Source organism: Bartonella sp. CE47NXGY (assembly GCF_042195415.1).
Lineage (GTDB): Bacteria > Pseudomonadota > Alphaproteobacteria > Rhizobiales > Rhizobiaceae > Bartonella.
The window spans coordinates 73447-98311 of sequence record NZ_JBHIOI010000005.1; the positions used below are offsets into that span (position 1 = coordinate 73447).

Sequence of the window (24865 nt, forward strand, 5' to 3'; positions counted from 1 at the left end):
AATGGTAGAATTAAAGGCACATACGGCTCTTTTAAGCTATCGAATGATTGGTTTTTGCTTATGTCCTGTTATTCCTTTTTATTTGTTCTTTCGTGCTATTCGTGGAAAAGAAGAGTGGTGTCGCAAAAAAGAGCGTTTAGGTAAAAGTTCTCATATACGCCCCCAAGGTTCGTTAGTTTGGTTGCATGCAGCAAGTGTTGGAGAAACACTTGCACTTGTTCCACTTATAAATTATATTTTATCATTGGAAATCAATGTATTAATGACAACTGGGACGGTGACATCTTCTACTCTTGTGAAAAAATATTTTGGTAATAGGTTGATTCATCAATATGCTCCTTTGGATTTAGATTTTGCAGTGCGCCGTTTTATTCGTCATTGGAAGCCTGATCTCGTCTTAATTTGTGAATCAGAAATTTGGCCTCTTCGTATTAAAGAACTTGCAAAAATGCGTATTCCGCAGATTTTGGTTAATGCCCATATGTCTGAACGTTCTTTTAAAGCTTGGCAAAAACGACGTGTTCTTGCCAAACATATTTTTAAGGATATTGATTTGGCGATTGGTCAAAATGAAAGAGATGTAGCTTATTACCATACACTTGGCGTAAAATCTGTTACGTTTTCTGGTAATCTCAAGGCTGATGTTTTTCTGGTTGAAAATCAAGAATTGCTTGCACGTTATCGTAATGCTATCGGCAATCGCCCAGTTTGGGCAGCTGTTTCAACGCATGAAGGGGAAGAGGAGATTGCTTTTGAGGTCCATAAAATTGTTAAAAATTATTTGCCAGATTTATTAACAATTATTGTGCCTCGTCATCCAGAACGTTCAGAAGATCTTATCAGAAAATGCGATAATAAGGGGTTAAGTTTTATTCGTAGGAGTAGAGATGCTGTTCCAAACATGAATACCGATATTTTATGGGGAGATACCATTGGAGAAATGGGACTTTTTCTTCGCTTATCGAAAGTTTCTTTCGTTGGTAAATCGTTATGTGGAAATGGTGGACACAATCCATTGGAATTGGCTTTGCTTGGTTCCGCTATTTTGACAGGGCCTCATGTTTCAAATTTTCAAGAGATGTTCAAACAATTTCTAACGCGTGATGCAGCATATATGGTTCAAGATACAAAACAGCTTGCTATTCAGGTGTATAAGCTTTTAACAAATGAAACATTGCGGCAAGAAATGGTTGATAAGGCTCATGAAGTGGCAACAGGTATGGCAGGTGCATTTGAGCGCACATTAAAGATTTTAGATCCATTTTTACAACCCCTTGTAATACAAACAGGTTTACGTCAGCGTCAGGGTAGATATGCATATTAGCGCCCCTCGTTTTTGGTGGAAAAATAAAAGCTTTTTGCGTTTTGTGTTAGCTCCAGTTTCATGGGGGTATGGTTATTTTTCAAGTCGTTTTATGACAAGACAGCCTCCCGTGATTGATCTGCCAGTTTTGTGTATTGGAAATTTTACATGTGGTGGTGCGGGTAAAACGCCGGTTGTTATTGCTTTTACAAAAGTGGCTAAAGAACTTGGTTTCGTACCTGGTATTATATCTCGTGGTTATGGTGGATCAGTTAAAGGGGTACATCTTGTAAATGAAAAATATGACAATGCACGCGATGTTGGAGATGAGGCACTTTTACTTGCACGGCATGCTTTTGTAGCTGTATCACCTAATCGTTATGCAGCGGCACAACGGCTTAAACAAGAGGGATGTAATCTTATTTTAATGGATGACGGATTTCAAAGTCGCCGTCTTTATATGGATTATGCGTTACTCGTTGTTGATGCGATGCGCGGTTTTGGTAATGGAGCTGTCTTTCCAGCAGGACCTTTGCGCGTACCATTAAAAACGCAGTTTTCTTTTATGGATAGTGTTTTATTGATTGGTCACTCCGATGCGCCTGATAATGTCGCTTTTTTTGTTTCGCGTACTGGAAAGCCTTTATATCGTGCTCATCTTAAAGCCAGTGCCTCTGATGAGGTTTCAGGAAAATCATTTTTGGCATTTGCTGGTATTGGCAATCCAGATAAATTTTTTAAATCTATTAAAGAATTGTCTGGTCATGTGGTGCAAACTTATATATATCCAGACCACTATTTTTTCACAGATAAAAATTTAAAAAGCCTTATACAAAAGGCTAAAATGCACAATTTATGGCTAGCAACAACAGCTAAAGATTATACCCGTATACAGACAATTCACATGCAAAAAGATTTGAAAAATCTTATTATCTTTGATGTGAATGTCGATTTTGTTCAAAAAGACTTCTGTCGTATGGTCCTTGAAGAGGTCATAACCCGCTTTAGAAAACGTTCCCTTGAATTTTCTTGTCTAAAAGGCAAAGGCTAAATTTATAGCTTTTGAGGGGTTATTTTTCTTTTGTTTTTAACAATTGCTTGAGATATGGGTTGCACTCAAGTTCGCGCTGATAGGAGATTTCACAACTAGCATATGCTTCTTGGCGGTGATGATTCCAATATTTTAAATCATCTATAGGGATTTTTTGCCCGCTAACAGCACAAATGGTATAGGTACCATATTCTATAATGTCATATCCATTATTAGAATAATGAATTTTTGCTTCGCGTTCACCATTGGGAAACATTATAACTCCTTTTTACTTGATACAAGAGATTCAAGAAAAGTGCCATAAAATATATTATAAAGTCGAGAGTTAATTTTAAAATATTTTTCTTGTAAAAATGATGAAGGGCTTATTTTCTGCCAAAAAGCCGTTCTATATCTGCCAATTTGAGTTCAATATAAGTAGGGCGTCCATGATTACATGTACTTGTATTAGGTATTGCCTCCATTTGTCGTAATAGTGTGTTCATTTCTTCGGGGCGTAAAAGGCGCCCTGACCGTATTGAGCCGTGACAGGCCATCGTTGCTGCAACATAATCAAGCATTGCTTTTAAATTATTTGTTGTATCATACTCAGCAGCCTCATCTGCGAGATCTTTAATAAGGGCTTGGACGTTGATCTCTCCTAACATGGAAGGTGTTTCACGCACAACAATTGCTCCTGGTCCAAATGGTTCTATTCCTAATCCAAATTTCTGCAAAGCATCTTTATGCGTTAAAAGGCATGTTGCATCCTCTTCAGAGAGTTCTACAATTTCAGGAATAAGTAATAACTGTGAAGGAAGTGGTTTGGAATAAAGTGCATTTTTGAGTGCTTCATAAACCAATCGTTCGTGAGCTGCATGCTGATCGACAATGATCAAACTATCTTGTGTTTGGGCGATAATATAGTTTTTATGGATTTGTGCTCTGGCCGCTCCTAATGGATAAGATAACTCTTCTGATGAAGATGTCGTGCTTGGAATGTATGCATCCCCACTTGGTGTATTTAAGCCCTCCATAATAGGAGCGGCATCTTCTTTTAAATCAAAAGAGTGAGTACTATCCAATGGTTTTTGGACCATTGGAGCGCTGGTAAAATGATGAGGTTGTGAACTGTAAGAAGAGAATTGGTGCGTGTTCTTAAAACTGCCTAATGGTTGTTGTGCCAATGATTGTTGTGCCAATGATTGTTGTGTTTGAAATGCAGCAAGCATTGCTTCAGAACGGGTTGAAGTAGGACGAATACCAGATTGCTGCAATGCTTCACGAATAGCTCCAACAATCAAACCACGAATTAATCCTGGATCACGGAATCGTACATCAGCTTTGGCTGGGTGAACATTAACATCTACCTCAGCAGGTGGGAGGTCAATAAAAAGAATAGCGACAGGATAACGATCTCGTGTTATGACATCAGCATAAGCGCCTCGGATAGCGCCCCATAGAAATTTATCACGCACGGGACGTCCATTAACATAAGCAAATTGATGAAGGCTGTTATTTCGGTTGAAAGATGGCAAACAGGCAAAACCTGTTAAGCGCACCGCTTCGCGTTCAGCATTCAGCGCAATGCTATTAGGGGCAAATTCTTTTCCCATAATCTGCGTAATACGTTGTAATTGTCCTTGAATATTATTTTCTGTAGCAGACAATTCCATAGATGTTCTGTCTAGTCCTGAAAGAGAAAAGCGGATATGTGGAAATGCGATAGCAATTCGCTTAATCATATCGCTAATAGCATTTGTTTCAGCCCGATCAGTTTTCATAAATTTTAATCGTGCTGGCGTGACAAAGAAAAGATCACGAACTTCAACAATTGTTCCAAGATTCGCAGCAGCTGGTTTGGGTCCTACAATTTTTCCTGCAGTAACGGAAATTTCAGCAGCGCTCTCAGCATCTTTTGTTCGTGAAATGAGTTTAAGTTTAGCAACAGAACCAATAGAGGGGAGGGCTTCTCCTCTAAATCCAAGGAAGCAGATATTGTGTACGTCATCGGTAATCTTTGAGGTACAATGGCGAGAAACTGCTAAAGTTAATTGATCTGCAGGAATTCCATAACCATTATCACTCACCTTTATAAAATTTTTTCCACCATTTGCTGTAATAATTTCAATGCGTGTTGCACCAGCATCAATAGCGTTTTCAACAAGTTCTTTGACAACATTTGCTGGTCGTTCAATAACTTCACCGGCGGCGATTTGATTAATAATATTTTCGCTAAGATGGCGTATAATCATAATAAATTCTAACAGGAATCTTAAGGGTTCTATAGAAAATTATGATAACATCATTTGCGAGACATTCAAGAATAAGAGAGCATGAGAGGTATTATTTTTACAATACCTCCTATTTTATTTTATGTTAACAAGTCGGTTGGAAAAAACATAAAAATAGTTTTTATCACTTTAAAATAGCTTGCACCAGTTTATCATCTAGGTCAAAAAAGAAACAATGTAAAAAGGGAAGGCAATATATATGGCGCGTATAAGCGGTATTTTAGCAGATAGTGATATACAAGCTTTGATTGAGAATAACTTTCTCAAGGCTCAGTATCCATTTGATAGATCTCAAATACAACCAGCAAGCCTTGATCTTCGTTTAGGGGAGAAAGCTTATCGTATACGTGCTTCTTTTATGCCGGGACCTGATACAAAAGTTTTGGATAAGCTTGAACGGTTAAAGTTGCATGAGTTTGATTTACGAGACGGAGCCGTTTTGGAAACGGGGTGTGTTTATATTGTTCCTCTTTTAGAAAGTTTAGCTTTACCAGAATTCTTATCTGCTGTTGCCAATCCCAAAAGTTCTACAGGACGATTAGATATTTTTACACGTGTCATTACGGATAATGCTCAGGAGTTTGATAAAATTTGTGCTGGTTATCATGGTCCACTTTATTTGGAAATTAGTCCACGCACATTTCCAATTTTGGTGCATACAGGCTCACATTTATCACAGCTTCGGTTTAGAAAAGGGCAAAGTTATTTAAATGAAATAGAGTTGCACACTTTGCAAAGGCAAGAAACACTGATATCGGATGATTTTCCTAATATTAGTGTTGGTGGTATTGGTCTTTCCATTAATTTAAAGGGAGACAAAAACGGGCTTATAGGTTATCGTGGTAAACATCATACAAGTGTTATTGATATTGATAAACGTGCCGTTGCCCACGTTTTAGATTTTTGGGAACCTCTTTTTGATCGTGGTCAAAGGGAGTTGGTTCTTGATCCTGATGAATTTTACATTTTAGTTTCACGAGAGTCTGTTCATGTGCCTCCGCTTTATGCCGCAGAAATGACACCTTTTGATCCTTTAGTTGGCGAGTTTAGGGTGCATTATGCAGGCTTTTTTGATCCAGGATTTGGGCATAAGGAGGCGGGTGGAAAAGGAGCAAGAGCGGTTTTAGAAGTGCGGAGCCATGAAGTTCCTTTTATCTTAGAGCATGGTCAAATTATTGGCCGTTTGGTCTATGAGCATATGCTTAATCGACCATCAACCCTTTATGGACATGATGTTGGATCACATTATCAAGCACAGGGTTTAAAGTTGTCCAAGCATTTTAAATGAGTTGGGAACTACGAATTTTGATAACATGTATGCAGAAAGCGTATTTTAGATAAAAGAAAATTTTGTGCTTCGCAAAACTGGCGTCATGCATTCTATTTTTAATTTCCAAGGTTATCTCATCTCTTGTATTTGAGAGGGTATGAGAGGCATTTTTACTTCTTTTTTCAAGAGGTTCTATCTATACGAACTCCATTTATGATGTGCAAAAGAATAGTTTTGATTATTTCATCGTGACAAAATTTACAATGAAAGAATTTTACTATATTCAATATGTTATTCATATTTATTATTATAATAAATCAATAGGTTAATAAAATTCAACATAACAGTAGCTACTCACTTTTCAAAGTAAATATGCGAGATTGGATGCTGCAATTGACTCAATTTTTCTAGAGTGTAATAACCAGTATATTTTATTCCGCATAAAAATTATCCTTAAGAGTTAATAAATAAGTTTTCACTCCAGTTTAGTAACAATTATTTTCAATAAACATTATTCTAATTTTAGTAACTCATTTATAGCCTCAAGATATAATATTGCTAGAAAATTATTCAATTAAATATGAAGGTTTCTATTGGTATGAACATTAAAAGTTTTTATGCTTTATATGAATTAGGCACTATATATTTTTATAAACTTTCATGAATAAGTAACAGATCTCAGTTTTGAATATTGATATAAGAAGATTTCTGCATGTATGCGACAGCTTTATTTCCAGTATTAATAAAGGATTTTTTCATCTTTTGGAGGAGATTATGATTTATACTTAATGACACTCTATATTCTTAATAACTGATAATGTAAGGATCTTTGGAGGGAGAAGCGACTTTAAATTATGACTAATTAAGCTACGGAGCAATCGCTTTCGAAGAGGGATTGCTTTAAAGAGAGTATAACAATTTTAATTGCACATGAAGAATATATGAGTAGATACGTTATTAATGATACTTCATACTGTGAGATTTTAAATTTGGATAAGAGCAATAAAGACGTTGTTTTTATCAATTAGTTTTTTTAGAAAGTGGCAGTCTCTGTTGCTTCTATCTATTCAATAGAGTGCTTTGGGAGAATAGCGAATAGGTAGGTACATGGATTCGCTTTTATGCGTTTTAGGATGTTTTCTCTTTTCATTTAGGAACAATGGTGCCATCAATGATTATTTCTTCAACACTTGATTATCGTAAGGCAGCAAAGCGTCGTCTTCCTCCCTTTCTTTTTCACTATATTGATGGTGGGGCTTATGCTGAAGAAACGATGCGACGTAATTGTACAGATCTTCAAGCACTTGCATTGCGTCAAAGGATTCTAAGGCAAGTTGGTGAAGTTGATCTTTCAATCAAGCTTTTTGATCAGACACTTGATTTACCGATTGTACTTGCGCCTGTTGGGCTAACGGGCATGTATGCACGTCGTGGAGAGGTAAAAGCAGCGCGTGCCGCAGCGGCAAAAGGGATTCCTTTTACTCTATCTTCTGTTTCAGTTTGTCCTATTGCGGAAGTGCAAGAAGCGGTTGGAGGTGCATTTTGGTTTCAACTTTATGTTCTCAAAGATCGCGGTTTCATGCGTGATGCACTAGAACGGGCTTGGTTGGCTGGTGTACGCACGTTGGTTTTTACAGTTGATATGCCAATTCCTGGTGCACGTTATCGTGATGCGCATTCGGGAATGTCTGGTCCTTATGCTGGTTTACGTCGTTTTTTACAAGCTTTGACTCATCCATATTGGGCTTGGAACGTTGGTGTTATGGGGCGCCCTCATGATCTTGGAAATGTCTCTGCTTATCTCAAAAAGAAAATTGCATTGGATGATTACGTTGGTTGGCTTGGTGCAAATTTTGATCCATCAATTGGTTGGCATGATTTACAATGGATTCGCGATTTTTGGAAAGGAAAAATGATTTTGAAAGGTATTCTTGATCCAGAAGATGCACGAGAAGCAGTAAAATTTGGTGCGGATGGTATTGTTGTTTCTAATCACGGCGGACGTCAGCTTGATGGTGTATTATCAACAACACGAGCGTTGCCTGCAATTGCGGATGCTGTAAAGGATTATTTGACTATTTTAGTGGACTCAGGTGTTCGTTCTGGTCTTGATGTTGTACGCATGATAGCACAAGGTGCGGATGCTGTTATGATTGGCCGTGCTTTTGTTTATGCGCTTGCAGCAGCAGGTAAGAAAGGTGTTATGCATCTCCTTGATCTTTTTGCCAATGAAATGCGGGTAGCTATGACACTGACTGGTACTCAGACAATCAAAGATATTACACGCAAGAGTTTAGTAAATATAGATGTTTTTAAGCAATGAAAGCAATATGTTATACTTCTTTCAGAAAAAGAAAGTCTTTTTATAGAGGAGCATAATTATATATTTTAAAAAATATGTTGACAGTTAAAGTTAAATAGAAAAGATCAATAAGCTCCTCTATAAAATCACAGAAAATACTCAGTAACTACAATAATATTAAGTATTAATAATAATAAACACGAAAAAAAACAATAATAACATTGCATACATATTTTATTTACTTTATTAAAAGCTCATTCTACGGATAAAAAGGAACAAGCGCTGATATTAAAGGTAAAACAACTGTTGATATAGAAAAAATAGCTATAAATAATGCTGTGAGCATTTTTCCCTCCTGTATATAAAAAACATTAAAATATAATATGTTAATTACTTCTTTTCCATATTGGCATAAAACGTAAATTTATAAAATCCATTTAGTTTTATTTTAATATAAATAATATTAATTATAGTATATAAATAAAATTATTAAAAATGTCAATATGTATTTATTTTAATCTATAATTATAATAAAAAATGTATCTAATAGATAATATTTCTATAATCTATATATTATTTATATTAAGTTCATTGGATAATATATTATATGGATATGATATTGTTTTTATGGAGTACATTTTTAAGCAATGAAAAAAATATCCGTACTATCTTTAAAAAAGCTCGTTTACTGAGAGCAAAACTGCGTGAATTAATGTGCTTTTCTTTCTTATTTTCTTGTATTCTCAATGATTTATGATGTTTTTGAACTGACGAGCATATTAGGAAGCAGTTGAATATTTTTTGTATAGTATGTCATTTCTAACACTATTTATGCGTTCTCGATTGATTTTATAACTTGTTAAAATATCCAGTTCGTTTTTATTGCAGATGGGGATGGTGGGGGGGGCAATGATACAAATTGGCATAGAATGTTTTGTTCCATAAGCGATTTAACAATTGCATCTCCAAGCTTCTCCTTTGATACTATGCTCTTCACAGACAACAACAGATTGGTGAGATTGGCATAACTCACTGATCTATTATCTCAAAGTTGAATTGTTGGCACACTTGTAAGCGTTGGGATAACTTCATGTTTTTTGAAGCTCTTCAGCAACATCAAGACAAATCTGAATAGTTTCTTCAGTAGTAGGTAAGAGAACATCTTTTCCTTTTTTAAACAGAAGTTTTGCTGATATCAATTTTTGAAGCATTTTTATGAATATTTATAACAACACGCTTTCCTAAACCTATATAAATGGGTACAAGATTACTTAGAGTAGAAAGAATTACAGTTTCCATTTGATCCAATTACTTACTCATAAGTAATTGGATAATATTTACTTTATCGCTGAATAAAAAAGAAAAGTTTTTCTCTCTTTAAATAGAGGATGGATTGCCATCTAGCCAATAGGGATAGTTTGCGAGAAATTTGTTCGATGCAAAACGACTTAACATTGCAGTTACTTTTTATCATTTGAAGCTGTGAAAAGAAGGCTAAGATAGATGAAAGAATGTAAAAAATGATGGATACATTTTAAGATAAAAAATTATAATTTTGTTAATGCTACACCAGTTGCTGCTGATATTGGTGACAAAAGAAATTCGATCAAAAAAATATCAAAATTATTTGAGTATATTCCTCATGGCATGTAGAACAAACCTTTTTGTTGGTATGAGTGATATTTTCTTTGAACAGAAATTGATTCTATCCCCTGAAATCAGCAATAATCTCTCAGGTTATGTCGTAAACTTTTTAGGGATGTTACAACGCCACTATCGTCCTTTTATGAAAATGTTAGCATTTCAGATGAGCAGTTATGAGGAATTTCAACGTTTAATACAGCAAGATCCAGAAACTCTCACGGATTTAGAACGGGCGTCAAGATTTTTATATTTACAGCGATTAAGTTTTAGAGGGAATGTAAATCTTACGATGAGAGTAGAAACCCATCGTAGCGCGCGGGGGCTTAAGCCCTTCCAATTTGAATGCGTGCTAAAACTTATTTTCCACTGTTTAGCAGGTGTTAGCATTGAACATTTAGACTGGTCTGATTTTATTGTGCGTTATGATTGCCTAAAAATCTTGTTTTATCTTTCACCACTTTTATTGTGGTTTTGAAGGTTATTAAAGAAAGGATTTTTATAAGCGGGAGGACTATCAGCCGATGTCTAAGCTGCTTGCATAATAAGAGGGAGTTTTTTGTCTTTAAACAATATGCTAGAAATTCAAAAAACTTTAGTTAACTTTATAAAAGAGGTTACATCATTATAGACTGCTCTGCAAATAACACAATTGCTGGTGAGGAATGGGGCATCACCAATTTTGATTTCTAAAAAAGAAACAATACGTATTAAATAGTCTTTAACTTTGCAGACTTTTTGAGAATCCTTTCAGAATCTTTTGAAAAAAGTGAACTGATAGAAGATATTTCTATCAAAATATAAAAACTTTTCTAACAAGTTAGGAATAAATATAAAAATATATATTAAATATAAAAACAGTACGATATGTAGGCAATCTGGGCTTTAGAAACAAGAATCAAAGCGTATAAAGATGCATAGAGGTGAGATTGAGACATATCATTTTTATGATTCAATAAAAAATAAAAATTAAAGAAAAAATTTTATATCAAAAATTTAAGGTGGTTTAAAAGGTGGATGGGCAATGCATGGAAGGATGAGTGAGAAGGTGAATTAGGGGAGAGTGATTTATAGATTATCAGTATCTTTGTAAAAGTATCTTCTCAAGATAAATATTGGGATGAAATAAGATTGTGGTTGAATGTTCGAAAAGATAATACGCGCTCTTAACTTTTCCGTTATACACATCACAATAAACGCCGTGAAAGACACGGTCCTATTACAAACTTTCTCTAAAAGCAGTACATGAGTTTACAAGCTATTACAGTAATATTTTAAAAGAAAGATTTTATTTCAGGAAAAAATTATCTTAAAATAGTAAAGCAATATTTTTCAAGAAATTGCTAGGCAACTTTTGAAAGTAAAAAAGCTAAGTTAAAAAATAAAAGAAAAAATGGTTATTGGTTTTCTCAATTGGAGTTGCATGTCATTTCCCACATAGGGAATTTACCTATAGAAAAATTAACAGCCAAGATTATTCACAATGTTTTCCCGCCACTTTAGCATGAAAAAGCAGATACAGTGCGAAAGTATTTTCCTTATCGTCAACATCATTATTATAATTAGGAAGCTGAAGCAACGTCATTTACAAATCACATAAAAGCCTTACCATTATTCATTATATAGCTCCGTAGATTGCTTTTCTTCAAGCATGCAAGCTTCTAGATGTTATTTTTGTTGAAAACAGAACCTTTGTGTATGATCAGTTCTTTGAACGACGATAGTAGTGCAATCCATAAAATCTTTTCTCATCTTCTTTTGATAGGATAACAAAGATGCCCATAGAATACATCAATAGACTCAATCATTTTACACAAACATAATCTGTTGAATCCTTTCGCTTCAACTCAGACATCTCCGTTACTCTAATTAAAACTAATCGACCACCAGAGTGTTTTAATCCTTTAAGTGCTTTTACTTTTAATCTGAATGTATCCACCTCTTTCAAATCTTTTCATTGATTGATGTTTCAGAGGAATTATATTTTTATCACTTTATTTTCCGTTTATCTCTCCAACCACATAAACGTTCACCTTGTTCGTTATGTTTTAAAATATCTCTCGCCAAATTTGGACTAATGACATTGATATCTTGTCGATTCAAATAAATTGGCAGCCATCCAATACAAGAAGTTCGTTCATTGGTCGCGCAACCAGCTAGAAAGCTTAGTGCGCACATCAGCATCACTTTTCTTATTAATTTCATTTTCTACCTCAAGCCGTGTTGTCGCTATCTTGAAATCTTCTTTTGTTTGCTTTTGCTTCTCAACTTTTTTCCCAAGAAAAAAGGCTTTGACTAAAGCTATAAGAAAAGCTGCTATGAGCGCTGACGTCATTGTCAGATATTTTTTTATCCATAAAATCATAGGCGGTGTTCCTGAAAACGTTTAGCAATGTATATCATAGCTGTACAAGCGGCTAAAACCATAATGCCTGCTAGAACCCATTGAACAGGACCATTTCCTGCAAAAAGACCTCCAAGCCCTGAAAAAGAACCTATGATTGGGGCAAGAGCTTCTACTTTGCAAATACCTGTTACGCCTTCTGGTTCTACTACATGATAATTGGGGGCAACATGAGCTCCTTTTGCCCATAATCCTGCTTCGGTTGCTCGGCGATTGACAAGACCTTGGATACGTTTTCCTCCCACTCTTGTCCATTTTTGCAATTCGGTTGGTATCGCTTCATATTCACCTTTATTAAGCTTTTTTAAAAGTGTAGAACTGCGAAATGCTGTGATTCCTACATTATAGCAAAATGATACTAATGCCGCGAATTGTTCATCGTTTAAAGGAACGGTAACGGCTTTTTCAACAACAGCTTCATACTCCCTCAAGTCCTGACAAAGGATTTTTTCAGCTTCTTTTTCCGTAATTTGCATATCTTTGTGAACGCTTGGGGCACCAGCAGCACTTGTATGTCCATAACCAATTGTCCAGACACCACCAGAATCTTCATAAGCTGATAAACGCAAGCCTTCCAATTGCTTAATCAATACAAGCCCTTCTTTTGATATTTTTCGCATTATTTTTACCTATAAAAAACTACACAAAGCAGGATATGAATTAAAAACTTACATCTACTCATTTTTAAGAACAGAACAGCGAAAGGGCATAATAAATTCAAAACATCCATAGTGGATTATTTTAAGATCCATATCATTTTTTTTGAATAAAGGTTATGCTAAATACTATTCATTTTGCAGCAATTGATCTCCATCTAAAGACAATAACTTTATAATAATTCCATTTATAATCAGATAGATTTCACTCATAAATTCTTACATTTGATCCAGAATGATTTAGAAGAACTTTACTTGAAAAAACTTCAATAATTCCGATGACAAAAAGCATTTTTAACAAAAAATAAGAGACATAATAATTAATGAAATAATTAGGTGTTAATTTTTAAGTAATTTCAAAAGTCATAAATTGCACCACAGAATTTTTTTATAAAAACAAAAAAACATTATAATTTAATATTATATATCTAAAAATTATCTTAGAATCAATAAGACATATACATAACGTGTTATACATATTTAATAAAAAAATCTATAGTTAATTTAATTATTCTTTGTTTTTTTTCCTAATTGCTTAATTTCATTAAAAAATACCTTTATGAAGGATTTTAAATAAACTGTTATATAAAAAACATAATGAATGTTTCTCCTCTCTTACAGTCTGTTTCCAACTGAAACAATATATTAGTGGAGCATATTCAATATATAGACCAATGATATTTGATAGTTTTTTAAAGAATATTGTACTGTAATAAATTTGAACAAGTAGTTCGGTTTCATATATTTTCTTTTTCATATGAAGCATTTAGTGGGGCGTTCGGGTCCAATGGTATCATCTTTGTCTGGTGTTGTATTGGCTACGTTTCCAGCAGCCTCTTAAACAAATCAATCAAGCTATTGAAATCTTTTTAGAGGCAATAGCACAAGAGACACAAAAGATTTTGACAAAAAGCTGCTTGACAATATAGGAAGCTCTCTCCTCCTAGCATCCCAGTCCATTCACATAACATAAAAAATAAAAAGGCAATGAGATGATATTTGATGATGGCAATAGATATGTAATAATACGTGAGTGTGCACAGCTTTTTAGTATATCCACAACAACGATTCGCAATTGGATGCTTCAAAGGGGGCCGGAGCCATATAAGCTAGGGTGAGCAGTGAGGTGGAGAAAGAAAGAGATTTTAGCATTTACTCCAGAGAAAAATACGGAGCAAATAACAATAGATTAGATAAAATTGCATAAACCCTAGAAGGTGGTCTTCAAACAGATAATTAATTAAAAAAAATATATATTTCAATATGTTTAAGAAATAAAATGGTGCCGCATGCCGGATTCGAACCAGCGACCCCATCATTACGAATGATGTGCTCTACCAACTGAGCTAATGCGGCATAGGTTTGTAAGTCAATGAGACAAAACTAATTTGAGGGTAATAGCTAAAAGTACGTATAAAAGCAAGAATGCATTTTTTCAATAATTTATACATATGATAATAATTTGAAGGAGAATTATGTAAAAGTCAGAGGAAAGTATTCTTTGACCTTAATGCTATAAAATGCTTTTCAATTTACGATAGCACTTAAATTAAGAAGCTGGGAATGTAGATCTTTAGGATGAAAAATGGTGTCAAGATAACTTAGTAAAGATAAAAACATTTTCTGATTCTTAAGAAAGAAATTGTTGCATAGAGTGATTGGGAAAATAAAGATCATCATAAACCTTTTATAATGTGCAAATAGATGAGTAGAATTAGTTGAGAAGTTACTTCTCATTTTTATGGGAAGAAAAAGGGAGGAGGATTAATAAAATTAATCACGTTTTTTATTTAAGAGGGAGTAAAAATCATGTCGGATGAAGATCGGCTGATAGAACTAGAAATGAAGCTAGCTTACCAAGAAAAATTCATTGAGAAACTTTCTCGAGAGGTAACTAATCAATGGAAAAGTTTGGATGAGATATCTAAAAAAGTTGATATTTTAGCGAGACGATTTTCAGATTTAAAAGAACTAGAGTGTTACTGAAGCTGTTATCTTACCATTTTCTCAATAGGGAGAAGGTGCGAAATATTTTTTATCACAATTGCAATTATTTACAGAGGAGTTTTTATTTCACGCATTTTGTTAGACTTGTAGAATAATTTTTATAAGCTTCTTCATTAATTTTAATAAGTTCCAATCTTATAAGGATAGCTGATATTAGAAGACGTTTTTTTATATGGGGTTTCTAGTACGAAAATTAAGAAAAGTTTTTGTAGAGTATTAAAGAAACAGCCATAGAAAAATATATGAACTGCAATATTTTAAGTTTTTTCTGTACAGAGTTTTCTTATAGGTGGGAGGTAGATTTATTCGCTAATTTTTTTAAATTGATACAAATAAAGTGATGTTATTGTTATCTATAGAAATCATAAGTGAGCGCCTATATTTATAATGAAGCGTTTTAATTTTTTCTGATGATCAAGTGATCTTCAGTTGTTTTAATAGAGTGAGGGGTTTTAAGCGACATCGATTATGTTATAGTACAGAGAGCTCTAGAAGTTTTTTTCAAGATCAAATGTACTCTTCGTTATATGTATATGATATTTTGTGAAAAGGCTTTTGTTTTTCGTAATTTAAGATACAAAATACTATTGCTAAAGCACCAAAGATAGACCATGCGGGTAAATAAGTGAGAGTAATGCAAATTGAGGACAGAAAATCAGGCATTACCTTGCATAGAGATTGATTAAGGTGATAGATATCTGTTTGCAGAAGGTTTGTTAAAATTTTATTAAAGGGGGTTGTTGTCCAATGTGATGTGATTACAGAGTGTGCGTTATCAATGACCAATGCTATAATGGTTAGTGTAACGAAAATGAAGGACATTAATTTAAATAAAGGGTGGAGCATATTTTTTCTTAAAACTTCAACGGGACATACGTATAATGCACAAAAAAATAAGGAGTTGCATTATGATAAGAAAATAAGTTTACGTTTGTTTTGTGTTTTTTGAAAGAGGTGCCTAATTTTTCAATAAAAGTTGAGGTTAAGTTCAACAAAAGTAGTGAGGCATGATGTCTGAAAAAAAGCACGAGGAATTGAAGCGTAGCCTTCAAAATCGCCATATTCAAATGATTGCTTTGGGTGGCGTTATGGGGACGGGACTTTTTTATGGGTCAACCGAGGCAATTCAATTAGCTGGTCCCTCAGTTATTTTATCTTATCTTGTCGGCGGGCTTATTATGTATTTCATTATGCGAATGCTTGGTGAAATGTCAGTAGAAGAACCGTCTTCAGGAGCATTTAGTTTTTTTGCTTATAAATATTGGGGGAGATTAGCTGGTTTCATAACAGGTTGGAATTATTGGTTTCTTTATATTCTTGTGAGCATGGCTGAACTTACAGTGATAGGGTTTTACCTTGATCATTGGATTTTGATTGATCATTGGAAGACATCTTTCATTGTTCTTTTATTTGTTACATTTGTTAATTTGTTTAATGTTCGTTTTTATGGAGAATTTGAATTTGTTTGCGCTTTGATCAAAGTGGCTGCTGTTATTGGTATGATTATTTTTGGAATTTTTCTCATTGTCACTGGACTAGGGGAAAATCAAGCGAATATTCATTATCTTTGGGACCATGGTGGTTTTTTCCCTTATGGAGCAGTAGGGGTTGTTTTAGCAACTTCTGTAGTAATGTTTTCTTTTGGAGGAACGGAGCTTATTGGTATTGCTGCTGGAGAGGCATCTAATCCACAAAAAACAATTCCAGCGGCTATCCGTCAAGTTATGTGGAGGATTATAATTTTTTATATTGGATCTATCAGCATTATTATGATAATCAGCCCTTGGAATATGATTGGAAAAAATGGTAGTCCTTTTGTCACAATTTTCGAGACTATAGGAATTCCTGCTGCTGGTCATATTTTGAATTTTGTGGTGATTATGGCTGCTATTTCTGTTTACAATAGTGGCATTTATTCTAATGGCCGTATGCTTTATAGTTTAGCTGTACAAAAAAATGCACCACATATTTTTAGTAAACTGAGTGCTGCTCGTGTTCCTTATATTGCTATCCTTTTTTCTTCATTATGTACGGCGTTGATTGTCGTTGTTAATGCTCTTGTTCCTGATAATAGTTTCATGCGGATCATGGCTCTTGCAACTGCAGCAGCAGTGATTACTTGGGCTATTATTGTTATTGTTCATTTGAAATTTCGCAATGCCCATAAGAACAGAAAGGGCGATTTTATTTATGCGTTTGGTTTATATCCTTACGCTAACTATCTTTGCCTCTGCTTTCTTGTTTTATTATTTTGCATTATGTTTGTCAGTGGTTTTGGGAAAAATGGATTGATGACTCGACTTTTTGATATGATAGGAATAAGCTTGCCTTTTCTTGAAGCATATATTCCTGTACAGATGCCTGATATGAGTTTGGCAGTCATTATTATTCCTCTATGGTGCTTGTTATTACTTTTAGGTTATAAACTGAAGCGATAGAGAAAGAAGAGCTAATAAAAGGGATTGATTGGAATAAACCTTGGGGATTATAAAATTTGATAAGGTAACACAAGTTTTTGGTGATTTGTGTGTTTTAAGAAATATTACTGTACAGCTTACCGAAAGACGAGTTGCTATTATAGGTGCGAATGGTTCTGGAAAAAGTACATTTGTTCGCCTTATTAATGGGCTCCAATTACCATCTCATGGTTTTGTAAGCGTTGATGGGCTTGATACAAAACGCGATGCAAAAGCAGTAAAACGTAAAGTTGGATTTGTTTTTCAGAATCCCGATAATCAGATTGTTTTACCATTAGTTGAAGAGGATTTATCCTTTGGTCTCAAAAATTTAAAGCTTAATAAAGATGAAATTAAGGAGCGTGTAGATGAAATTTTACAGCGCTATGAACTTCAAGATTTCAGAAATCACGCTGTCCATTTATTAAGTGGTGGGCAAAAACAACTTGTTGCTATTTCTAGTGTAGTTGCAATGAAACCAGACTACATTATTTTTGATGAGCCGACGACATTACTTGATTTGCGAAATAAGCATCGCGTTACGCAAGTGATAGAAGAATTACCGCAAACGGCAATAGTTGTATCGCATGATTTAGAGTTTTTGAAAAAGTTTGATAGAGTGCTGGTTTTTGATAAGGGGGAGATAGCAATTGATGATGTACCTTTTGTTGCTATAAAGGAGTATATAAGAAGAATGTCATGATCGGTTTATATATTCCGAGGGATACATTTATTCATAGGTTAAGTCCTGGAGTTAAGTTATTATTTCTTACGGCCTGTGGAACTTTTATAATAATGGTTTCTTCCATAGCGCTTCTTGGTTTATTTTTATTGTTGGTCATCTTATTCTATAGAGTCGCCAAAATCCCTTTCAAAACTGTGATAAAGCAATTTAAATCGATGGGATTGCTTTTAGTTCTTCTATTTGTATTTCAAACTATTTTTAGCGGTTGGCTTACGGGGGTTGAGGTCATATTACGTCTTGTTATCCTCTTTTCTTTATCATCAGTTATTTCATTCACAACAAAAGTGTCAGATATGGTGGATGCAATTGAAGCAGGCCTCCAGCCCTTTCGTTGTTTTGGTATAAATCCATCAAAAGTGAGTATGGTTATCTCTATGGCGATCAGGTTTATTCCTCTTTTGAGTGAAAAGTTTAATGAGGTGCATGAAGCACAGCAAGCACGAGGACTTAATACTAACATTGTCGCTCTTGCGATACCTTTAATTATACGGACTATAAGAATGGCGTCAGAAGTGGCTGAAGCATTGGAAGCGCGTTCTTATGATGCTGATACTATTGATACAGCATCTCGTAATAATCAGAGTTTTTATAGTAAAAAAAAGAAGAATTAAATGAATACAAAAGATTTAGTTTATATTGCTTTATTCGCCGCTATTTATGCTATTTTGGGCCTTTTTCCTTCTATTTATCTTCCTTTTCTTCTAGGGGTACCTATTACAGCTCAATCGATGGGACCGATGCTAGCAGGGTCTATTCTTGGGGCAAAAAGGGGTGCTTTAGCGTCACTCCTTTTTCTTGTTCTTGTTGCGATTGGATTGCCTCTGTTGCCTGGTGGTCGTGGTGGAATCAGTGTCTTTTCAGGAATTGCAAGTGGTTATTTAATAGGTTTTCCATTTGCCGCATTTTTTATTGGTTTAATGGTAGAGTTGTTTTGGCAGCGGTTAAATTTTATAACATTATTTATGATAAATACTTTTGGTGGCATTGGGATAGTTTATTCTTTTGGTGTTCCATGGACAGCGTATATGATCAAAGTTTCTTTACTGAAGGTTTTAATGGCTTCATCAGTTTTTTTGATAGGCGATTGTTTAAAAGTGTTGATTGCATCCTTTATTGCACTCGCGATTAAAAGATCTGTTCCTCTCATTCATTCAAAGCATAATAACTAAAATAAATGTATTATTTTGTTATATTGTTATTATATAATATTCATATATCACTATTATTGAATTTAAATATAGTAATTTATGATGTAATTAAACATTGTAGAATCTAATATGATTCATATAAGTGATGTTATTAAAATAAATTATTATAGTATTTTTCTCTATATCTAAGGCATTTAAAGTGTACTTTTATAAATATGATACTTTTTATTAATTATACAACAATAACGAAAGCTTTTCCCTAGTGAAGGAATAATTCAGTGAATACAAAAGATTTAGTTTATATTGCTTTATTTGCCGCTATTTACGCTGTTTTGAGTCTTTTTCCTCCTATTTATCTTCCTTTTTTGCTGGGTGTCCCTATTACAGCTCAGTCTATGGCTCCGATGTTAGCAGGCTCTATACTTGGAGCGAAAAGGGGAGCTTTAGCATCACTTCTTTTCCTTGTTCTTATTGCGATTGGGTTACCTCTATTGCCTAGTGGTCGTGGTGGAATTAGTGTTTTTTCAGGAGTTACGAGTGGTTATCTGATTAGTTTTCCATTTGCTGCATTTTTTATTGGCTTTATGGTAGAATTATTTTGGCACCGGTTAAATTTTATAATATTATTTGTGATAAATACCGTGGGTGGCATTGGGATAGTCTATTCTTTTGGAATACCATGGGTGGCTTATATGACACAGGTCCCTTTGCTGACAGTTTTAATAAGTTCATTAGTTTTTTTTGTTAGTGGTTTCTTGAAAGTGCTGATTACATCCTTTGTAGCGTTGACCATTAAAAAAACCGTTCCTCTCATTCATTCGGAAAAAGGGGCAGTTTTGTACTGAAGAACAAGTTTTTCCAAATGTATGTAGATTAAAAAGCACTACGGAATATCATTCTGTTTTGTTTACTTTTTTATTGGTATTTTTATCTGCATAGCTCTCAGAGGTAGCCATACAAAAATTGAATGTTGCGGCACCAAAATTCTTTTTTCTTTCAGGAGCAGCTCTCAAATAGCCAATTAATATCATTTTATTCAACATGCTTGTAAGTTTTATTCGATTTGCATATTATATGCATAAAGCCTTAGAATAATTTATTATTTTTTTAATATTTTTAGTTAATTAATCACTAATTTTTAAATTATATTAATTGTACAAAAACATGGATAATTAAGTGTTCATCTAAAACTCTTGATGTATATAATACCCTTATAAATGTATTAATATAAGGTATAAAAATGAGATTTGAATGGAATGAAGCTAAAACAAAAAGTAATCTTAGAAAGCACCGTGTAAAGTTTTGAAATAGCTGCATATGTTTTTTCTGATCTATTCTCCATAGCTAAACAAGACCGTGTTGAAAATGGAGAGTATGGTTAGCAAGCTTTAGTGCTTGTGGAGTTTTTTTTTATTACTATTCGTAGTGCATACTGTCCATGACGATAAAGATGGCATAGAGGTAATCCGTATTATTTCAGCACAGAGAGCCAACTCGAAAGAAAAGAAACGTTATAAAGAAGAAAGTTCGTTATAAAATCGAGGTAGGTAACTTATCGGCTTTGACAGATGAACAGAGAGTTGAAATTGATAAATTGGCTGTAATGTCGGATAGTGCAATTGATCATAGAGATATTCTGTCACTCAATGATGAGTTCTGGAAAGACGCCGTTTTCAATCCATTCTGTAAACCCATGAAAACTGTCACAACTGTGCGTGTGGATTCAGACGTACTAGCGTGACTTTAAAAGTCAAGGGAAAGGATATCAAACGCGGATTAACGCTATTTTACGTGATGCCATGCTTCGTTCAATGCACTGATTTCTCCTCCACTTAAAAGCAGGGAAGGGGGAGCCCATATTCTAAAAATCTAACTAGCTCTCACTGCAGAGTTCTCTAAAGTTCGTATTGCTTTTGCAATTAAAATTTTATAGCCTTAATTTTCAGCCAAACGATTCTAAATGACCCAGTGTATTTGCGATACACTACACTCCCATAGTCACTAAGATAACTTAGGCAACATCTACCACCCGATAAGACTATAGACATTGTAATTATGTTAATTTTATGAATACCCTTAACTTTCTTTCTTATAAATATAAAATAGATCCAGCCTCAGAATTAGTTAATATCAATGATGCTGATAAATTTTTAGAGGAAGGAACATACCGTTTTAACCGTGATAATCAATGTGTTACCTTAATAATTGAAAAGTTTTCTGTGAACTCGAAGATCTGCTATTGGATTTATGTTTTAACGGGAGAAAATAGTCCTTATAATCCGGAAGTGATTGATTCTGAAAATGACTTTCATAATATTCCTAACCAACGTTCTAGAAAATATGTTGAACAGAATAAGCAATATTTTGGAATTTTGATTCCTATAGAGTTAACTCTTTTCCCCCGAAAACGATTGATATCTCACCTGATATTGTTGGTAAGGAAGAGTTCGAAAAAAATTGCTTTTAATTAAAGAAATAAAACTGAAATATACACAACCAAAACAATTAGATTTTTTTGCAATGCAATCAGAAGACAACTTGCTAAAGATGGCTAAACTTTTGTTGGGTGAATTTCCCACGGATGATTATTCTGAAATGGAACTTGACTTGGGTATCAAATTTAAAGAAAAAAATAATTTTAAAGAATTATTTTTTGAATCTTTTTAAAAAATATAAATTAAATCCAGCATTTAAAAACATAAGTTTTGTTGGAAAGACACATAATAATTTTGATATAATCTTTAATACTGAAACTTTTCAACATAAATTTGCTATTAAAACAAGTAAAAATGATAATGGTATGTATAATGAAGGAAATATAAAAGAAAAATTAAAGCATGAAATTGTAAATTTTACTGTATCTCTTTAATAGAGCACTGTAGCGTGTAAATAGATATATTTATTAAACTGCGTGTACGCAACATAAGGAAGAATACACAGACTAAAAAAAGTACCAAATTATAATATTTGAATATCCAAGAGCAATATCTAAGTACCAAAGTACGGTATCCAATAAAAAAGAAAACTTGTGCTCCACGTACTTAGAAATGACAGGCAAAGAAACAGTTTCTTTATAACTACTTGGGAAAATTAAAACGACAAGCGCTAAAATTATTAACTTTAGGAGACTGTGCATATACTGATGTAACTCACATGTTAATCTCTTCCAACCTGTTGTATTGCCGCATTTATATTGTGGGTTGTTTTGCAACTCAGAAGGGATATTAGAATTGCATAAAATTGCAAAAACAGTTGTTACGATCACCAAAGAAATAGACGCGAATGTCAAAATACCCTGAATAAAGTCAAGATTTTTTCTTATTCCTAAAAAACATACAAATATAAAAATTATAACGCCAAACAAGGCTTTTCTCTTCTTATCTGTAAACATATTTATTTCCTGTGAAAAAATTATGATCTCAATTTCTTAAATTATTTTCTGATATAAAAACACAAACTACCTTTTAGTCTTTTTAGCATTTGCTTTTCTTTTAATAGCAATGTCTTCTATTGCATCCAGTTGCTTTTAATATTTTAGTTAACCTCGTCTATGATTTATCTATAGTTGATGATAGCTTTAAACACAGAGCTCCATAATCCCAAACTCTTGCTTGCATTTTGATACCCAAATCCACCTTTCAACAAAGCCCATCGCACTGGCAATCCTTTCATAAAGATTAAAGAAAAGCTCTGTTATTTCAAAAGTACACGAAAGGGAATCATAATTGCCGCAACATTTTTTGCGCTGATGCTGGCTACTCATGTTTTAAAAAACAAATATTTTGAAATTCGCGTATCCTAAAATCCTTAATTTGTATTAATGGATTTATTTACTTTATAAATTTGATACTATAGAGCTATTTTAGCTTCTAGAAATATATTGTACATTAAAAAAACTTTTTAATCACTCTTTAAATGCATATCCAATCCAAAAATGATCAGCACTTTTCACTATTTTGCTATTTTTTAGAAATCTATTTTAAACTCTCCTCATTATTTCATGAGGAGTTTTGGCGCGTGAAAGAAGATCTTTTTCAGTCTCTTCACAATACTTAGAAAAATCTGTTGCTCTTGGAATGATTTTTTTTAGACATGCTTTCTACGTTGCTCTGCAAAATGCGTTTTAAGAACTCTTTCAAAATCAATAAGGAAATACCTTTGAGTTCAGTTTGATAAGCTTGAGAAGAGGTATTATAGTCCATATATTTTTGCATGTGGAAGCTACCACAAGAGAACAAGCGAAAAGTATTAGAGATATCATCATTTGAAGCTTTTACAGCAATAAACCTGTGAAGCCATATGCAAGTCTCAAGTGCGTTTTCTTCATTCGGTTTTTGTTTTTAATTTTCCATACGACACACGGCTATTTCAGGCTATTACTTTGGGTTGATTAAGATTTGTAAGGAAAGTTGATTGGCAAGCAGTTAAGGCTGAATTTAAAGACTGGGATTATAAAGCCCAAGGGCTGACAGAAGCCGGTGCGGCTATCCGTGGCATTGGCTGTCACGGCGGTTACAGGCGGAGCAGCCTCGGGCGCTGCTAGTGCCATTACCGGTGCTTTGGGGCTTGGCTCGAGCACCGCCATGAATGCAGCGATACAGGCAGGTGTCCAAGCGCTGATTAACAAAAGCGCTGTGGCTCTTGTCAATAATCGCGGCAATATTGCCGGCGCCTTGCATGAGTTAGGTTCTTCCAAGAATGTTCTCAGCATTGTCTCATCGATGTTGACAGCGGGCTTAACCAGCCAACTAACGGAAATGGCAGGTGTTGGACAATCTTTGCCAAAAACCGCTCCTTTTGTCGATCGTATCGCCAGTGAAGCGGAAAAGAACCTGATCAAAGCCGCCATTGGCACAGGCGTTCAAACGGCTCTTGAGGGTGGCTCTCTTGACAAGAACTTTTTTAACAATCTGCGCATCGCCCTGTCTGATACGGTTGGCAAATCGTTGGCGGAAGAAATCGGTACCGCCAAGGCTGAAGGCAAAATAGACACGGTCACGCAGATCGTTGCCCATGCCGGTCTTGGCTGTTTAAAAGGCGCGGTTGCGAGCGGTGCTTGCTCTGCCGGTGCTGTGGGGGGTGCTGTGGGCGAAGCCACCGCTATGCTCCAGTTTCAATTATGGGTGCAAGGCATTGTGAAAGAGGAAATGGGGGATCTAAACGGTCGCACCCCAACTGCGGAAGAGGAAGCGCGTATAAACGCAAAGATTGATGCGCAGTTTGCTGACTTTAGAGACCACACCATTGATGTTGCACGGGCTGCGGGGGGGTGTTGCCGCTGCCATTGCCGGTGGCGATGTTGATGCCGGCGCTGATGCCGCTGGTAATGCTGCGGAGAATAATTTTCTTCCTGCGGTAGCAGCATTAACAGCATTCATTGTGTCGCTTACACTAGAAGAGTTGGCGGCTCTGTCTCTTTTTATGGCTGGCGGAGCAACTATTTTATTGGATCCTCTAGTAATGGGACGGCTATAACGGATTTCCTTGGCTATTTGTTTGCATCGAAAAATGCAGAAGAAGACAGCGAAAAAACAAACTAAAGTCACAAAGAAGAAAAAAACAAAGCTTCTCAGAAGGAAAGTAAAAATAAGACAAAAAACCGAAACAAT

The 24865-nt window shown here is 34.6% G+C and carries 17 protein-coding genes, 1 tRNA gene and 5 pseudogenes; 16 read left to right on the forward strand and 7 right to left on the reverse strand.

Going from position 1 to position 24865, the window contains the following annotated elements; genetic code table 11:
- Position 1 precedes the first annotated feature (1 nt).
- Positions 2 to 1324 (forward strand): lipid IV(A) 3-deoxy-D-manno-octulosonic acid transferase, encoded by a 1323-nt coding sequence (waaA, locus tag ACFIL3_RS03380; protein WP_375638580.1) that lies wholly within the window; start codon positions 2 to 4, stop codon positions 1322 to 1324.
- Entirely contained in the window at positions 1314 to 2354 is a 1041-nt protein-coding gene (gene lpxK, locus ACFIL3_RS03385) for a tetraacyldisaccharide 4'-kinase (RefSeq protein WP_375668557.1), read from the forward strand. Before waaA ends, lpxK begins: the two co-directional genes overlap by 11 nt.
- A gap of 19 nt (positions 2355 to 2373) precedes the next feature.
- Here the strand turns inward: lpxK and ACFIL3_RS03390 are convergent, their stop codons facing one another.
- Together ACFIL3_RS03390 and mutL are read right to left on the reverse strand one after the other, a co-directional pair.
- Positions 2374 to 2610 carry a DUF2093 domain-containing protein gene (locus ACFIL3_RS03390; RefSeq protein ID WP_375608064.1) on the reverse strand — a complete coding sequence of 79 codons (237 nt, stop codon included), beginning with the start codon at positions 2608 to 2610 and terminating at the stop codon, positions 2374 to 2376.
- Between the two features lie 109 nt (positions 2611 to 2719).
- Positions 2720 to 4588: a DNA mismatch repair endonuclease MutL gene (gene mutL / locus ACFIL3_RS03395; RefSeq protein ID WP_375681838.1), complete on the reverse strand. Its 1869-nt coding sequence runs from the start codon at positions 4586 to 4588 to the stop codon at positions 2720 to 2722.
- A gap of 238 nt (positions 4589 to 4826) precedes the next feature.
- Here mutL and ACFIL3_RS03400 point away from each other — a divergent pair, with 238 nt between their 5' ends.
- The 3 genes from ACFIL3_RS03400 to ACFIL3_RS03410 all read left to right on the forward strand — a co-directional run bounded on the left by ACFIL3_RS03400 (position 4827) and on the right by ACFIL3_RS03410 (position 10318).
- A complete protein-coding gene (locus tag ACFIL3_RS03400; RefSeq protein WP_375613513.1) occupies positions 4827 to 5915 on the forward strand; it encodes a 2'-deoxycytidine 5'-triphosphate deaminase in 1089 nt (362 codons plus the stop codon).
- A gap of 1153 nt (positions 5916 to 7068) precedes the next feature.
- Entirely contained in the window at positions 7069 to 8220 is a 1152-nt protein-coding gene (gene lldD / locus ACFIL3_RS03405) for an FMN-dependent L-lactate dehydrogenase LldD (protein ID WP_375632491.1), read from the forward strand.
- Between the two features lie 1621 nt (positions 8221 to 9841).
- Positions 9842 to 10318: a hypothetical protein gene (locus ACFIL3_RS03410; RefSeq protein ID WP_375681839.1), complete on the forward strand. Its 477-nt coding sequence runs from the start codon at positions 9842 to 9844 to the stop codon at positions 10316 to 10318.
- Between the two features lie 1659 nt (positions 10319 to 11977).
- Here the strand turns inward: ACFIL3_RS03410 and ACFIL3_RS03415 are convergent.
- Together ACFIL3_RS03415 and ACFIL3_RS03420 are read right to left on the reverse strand one after the other, a co-directional pair.
- Positions 11978 to 12205, reverse strand: a complete 228-nt coding sequence (locus ACFIL3_RS03415) for a hypothetical protein (RefSeq protein ID WP_375612386.1) — start codon at positions 12203 to 12205, stop codon at positions 11978 to 11980.
- On the reverse strand, positions 12202 to 12864 hold the full coding sequence (locus ACFIL3_RS03420; RefSeq protein ID WP_375612387.1) for a lysozyme: 663 nt from the start codon (positions 12862 to 12864) through the stop codon (positions 12202 to 12204). The genes ACFIL3_RS03415 and ACFIL3_RS03420 overlap by 4 nt, the downstream gene beginning before the upstream one ends.
- A gap of 1028 nt (positions 12865 to 13892) precedes the next feature.
- Between ACFIL3_RS03420 and ACFIL3_RS03425 the strand changes: the two are divergent.
- Positions 13893 to 14093 (forward strand): annotated as a pseudogene (locus ACFIL3_RS03425) (helix-turn-helix transcriptional regulator).
- Positions 14094 to 14180: 87 nt separating this feature from the next.
- Here the strand turns inward: ACFIL3_RS03425 and ACFIL3_RS03430 are convergent.
- Positions 14181 to 14256 (reverse strand) — tRNA-Thr (locus tag ACFIL3_RS03430).
- A gap of 453 nt (positions 14257 to 14709) precedes the next feature.
- Here ACFIL3_RS03430 and ACFIL3_RS03435 point away from each other — a divergent pair.
- The 6 genes from ACFIL3_RS03435 to ACFIL3_RS03460 all read left to right on the forward strand — a co-directional run bounded on the left by ACFIL3_RS03435 (position 14710) and on the right by ACFIL3_RS03460 (position 20101).
- Positions 14710 to 14886: a SlyX family protein gene (locus ACFIL3_RS03435; protein WP_375668660.1), complete on the forward strand. Its 177-nt coding sequence runs from the start codon at positions 14710 to 14712 to the stop codon at positions 14884 to 14886.
- A 1031-nt stretch (positions 14887 to 15917) separates the two neighbouring features.
- On the forward strand, positions 15918 to 17345 hold the full coding sequence (locus ACFIL3_RS03440; RefSeq protein ID WP_375674747.1) for an amino acid permease: 1428 nt from the start codon (positions 15918 to 15920) through the stop codon (positions 17343 to 17345).
- A 40-nt stretch (positions 17346 to 17385) separates the two neighbouring features.
- On the forward strand, positions 17386 to 18066 hold the full coding sequence (locus tag ACFIL3_RS03445) for an energy-coupling factor ABC transporter ATP-binding protein (RefSeq protein ID WP_375613810.1): 681 nt from the start codon (positions 17386 to 17388) through the stop codon (positions 18064 to 18066).
- A complete protein-coding gene (locus tag ACFIL3_RS03450; protein WP_375681840.1) occupies positions 18063 to 18719 on the forward strand; it encodes an energy-coupling factor transporter transmembrane component T family protein in 657 nt (218 codons plus the stop codon). The genes ACFIL3_RS03445 and ACFIL3_RS03450 overlap by 4 nt, the downstream gene beginning before the upstream one ends.
- Positions 18720 to 19277, forward strand: coding sequence for a biotin transporter BioY (locus ACFIL3_RS03455; protein WP_375681841.1), 558 nt, complete (start codon positions 18720 to 18722; stop codon positions 19275 to 19277).
- A gap of 257 nt (positions 19278 to 19534) precedes the next feature.
- Positions 19535 to 20101, forward strand: coding sequence for a biotin transporter BioY (locus tag ACFIL3_RS03460; RefSeq protein ID WP_375640985.1), 567 nt, complete (start codon positions 19535 to 19537; stop codon positions 20099 to 20101).
- 51 nt (positions 20102 to 20152) lie between these two features.
- Here the strand turns inward: ACFIL3_RS03460 and ACFIL3_RS03465 are convergent.
- Positions 20153 to 20299: pseudogene (locus ACFIL3_RS03465) on the reverse strand (single-stranded DNA-binding protein); the annotation flags it as partial.
- Between the two features lie 726 nt (positions 20300 to 21025).
- Here ACFIL3_RS03465 and ACFIL3_RS03470 point away from each other — a divergent pair.
- From ACFIL3_RS03470 to ACFIL3_RS03480, 3 genes and pseudogenes are all read left to right on the forward strand, one after another.
- A pseudogene (locus tag ACFIL3_RS03470) lies at positions 21026 to 21076 on the forward strand (hypothetical protein); the annotation flags it as partial.
- Positions 21077 to 21322: 246 nt separating this feature from the next.
- Positions 21323 to 21727, forward strand: a complete 405-nt coding sequence (locus tag ACFIL3_RS03475) for a hypothetical protein (protein ID WP_375681842.1) — start codon at positions 21323 to 21325, stop codon at positions 21725 to 21727.
- Positions 21728 to 21837: 110 nt separating this feature from the next.
- Positions 21838 to 22125, forward strand: coding sequence for a hypothetical protein (locus tag ACFIL3_RS03480; protein ID WP_375629702.1), 288 nt, complete (start codon positions 21838 to 21840; stop codon positions 22123 to 22125).
- Here the strand turns inward: ACFIL3_RS03480 and ACFIL3_RS03485 are convergent.
- Positions 22109 to 22647 (reverse strand): annotated as a pseudogene (locus tag ACFIL3_RS03485) (hypothetical protein). The gene ACFIL3_RS03480 and the pseudogene ACFIL3_RS03485 overlap by 17 nt on opposite strands.
- Before the next feature lie 1011 nt (positions 22648 to 23658).
- On the opposite strand from ACFIL3_RS03485, the pseudogene ACFIL3_RS03490 reads away from it, so the two are divergent.
- Positions 23659 to 24605: pseudogene (locus ACFIL3_RS03490) on the forward strand (DUF637 domain-containing protein); the annotation flags it as partial.
- Between the last annotated feature and the right edge of the window lie 260 nt (positions 24606 to 24865).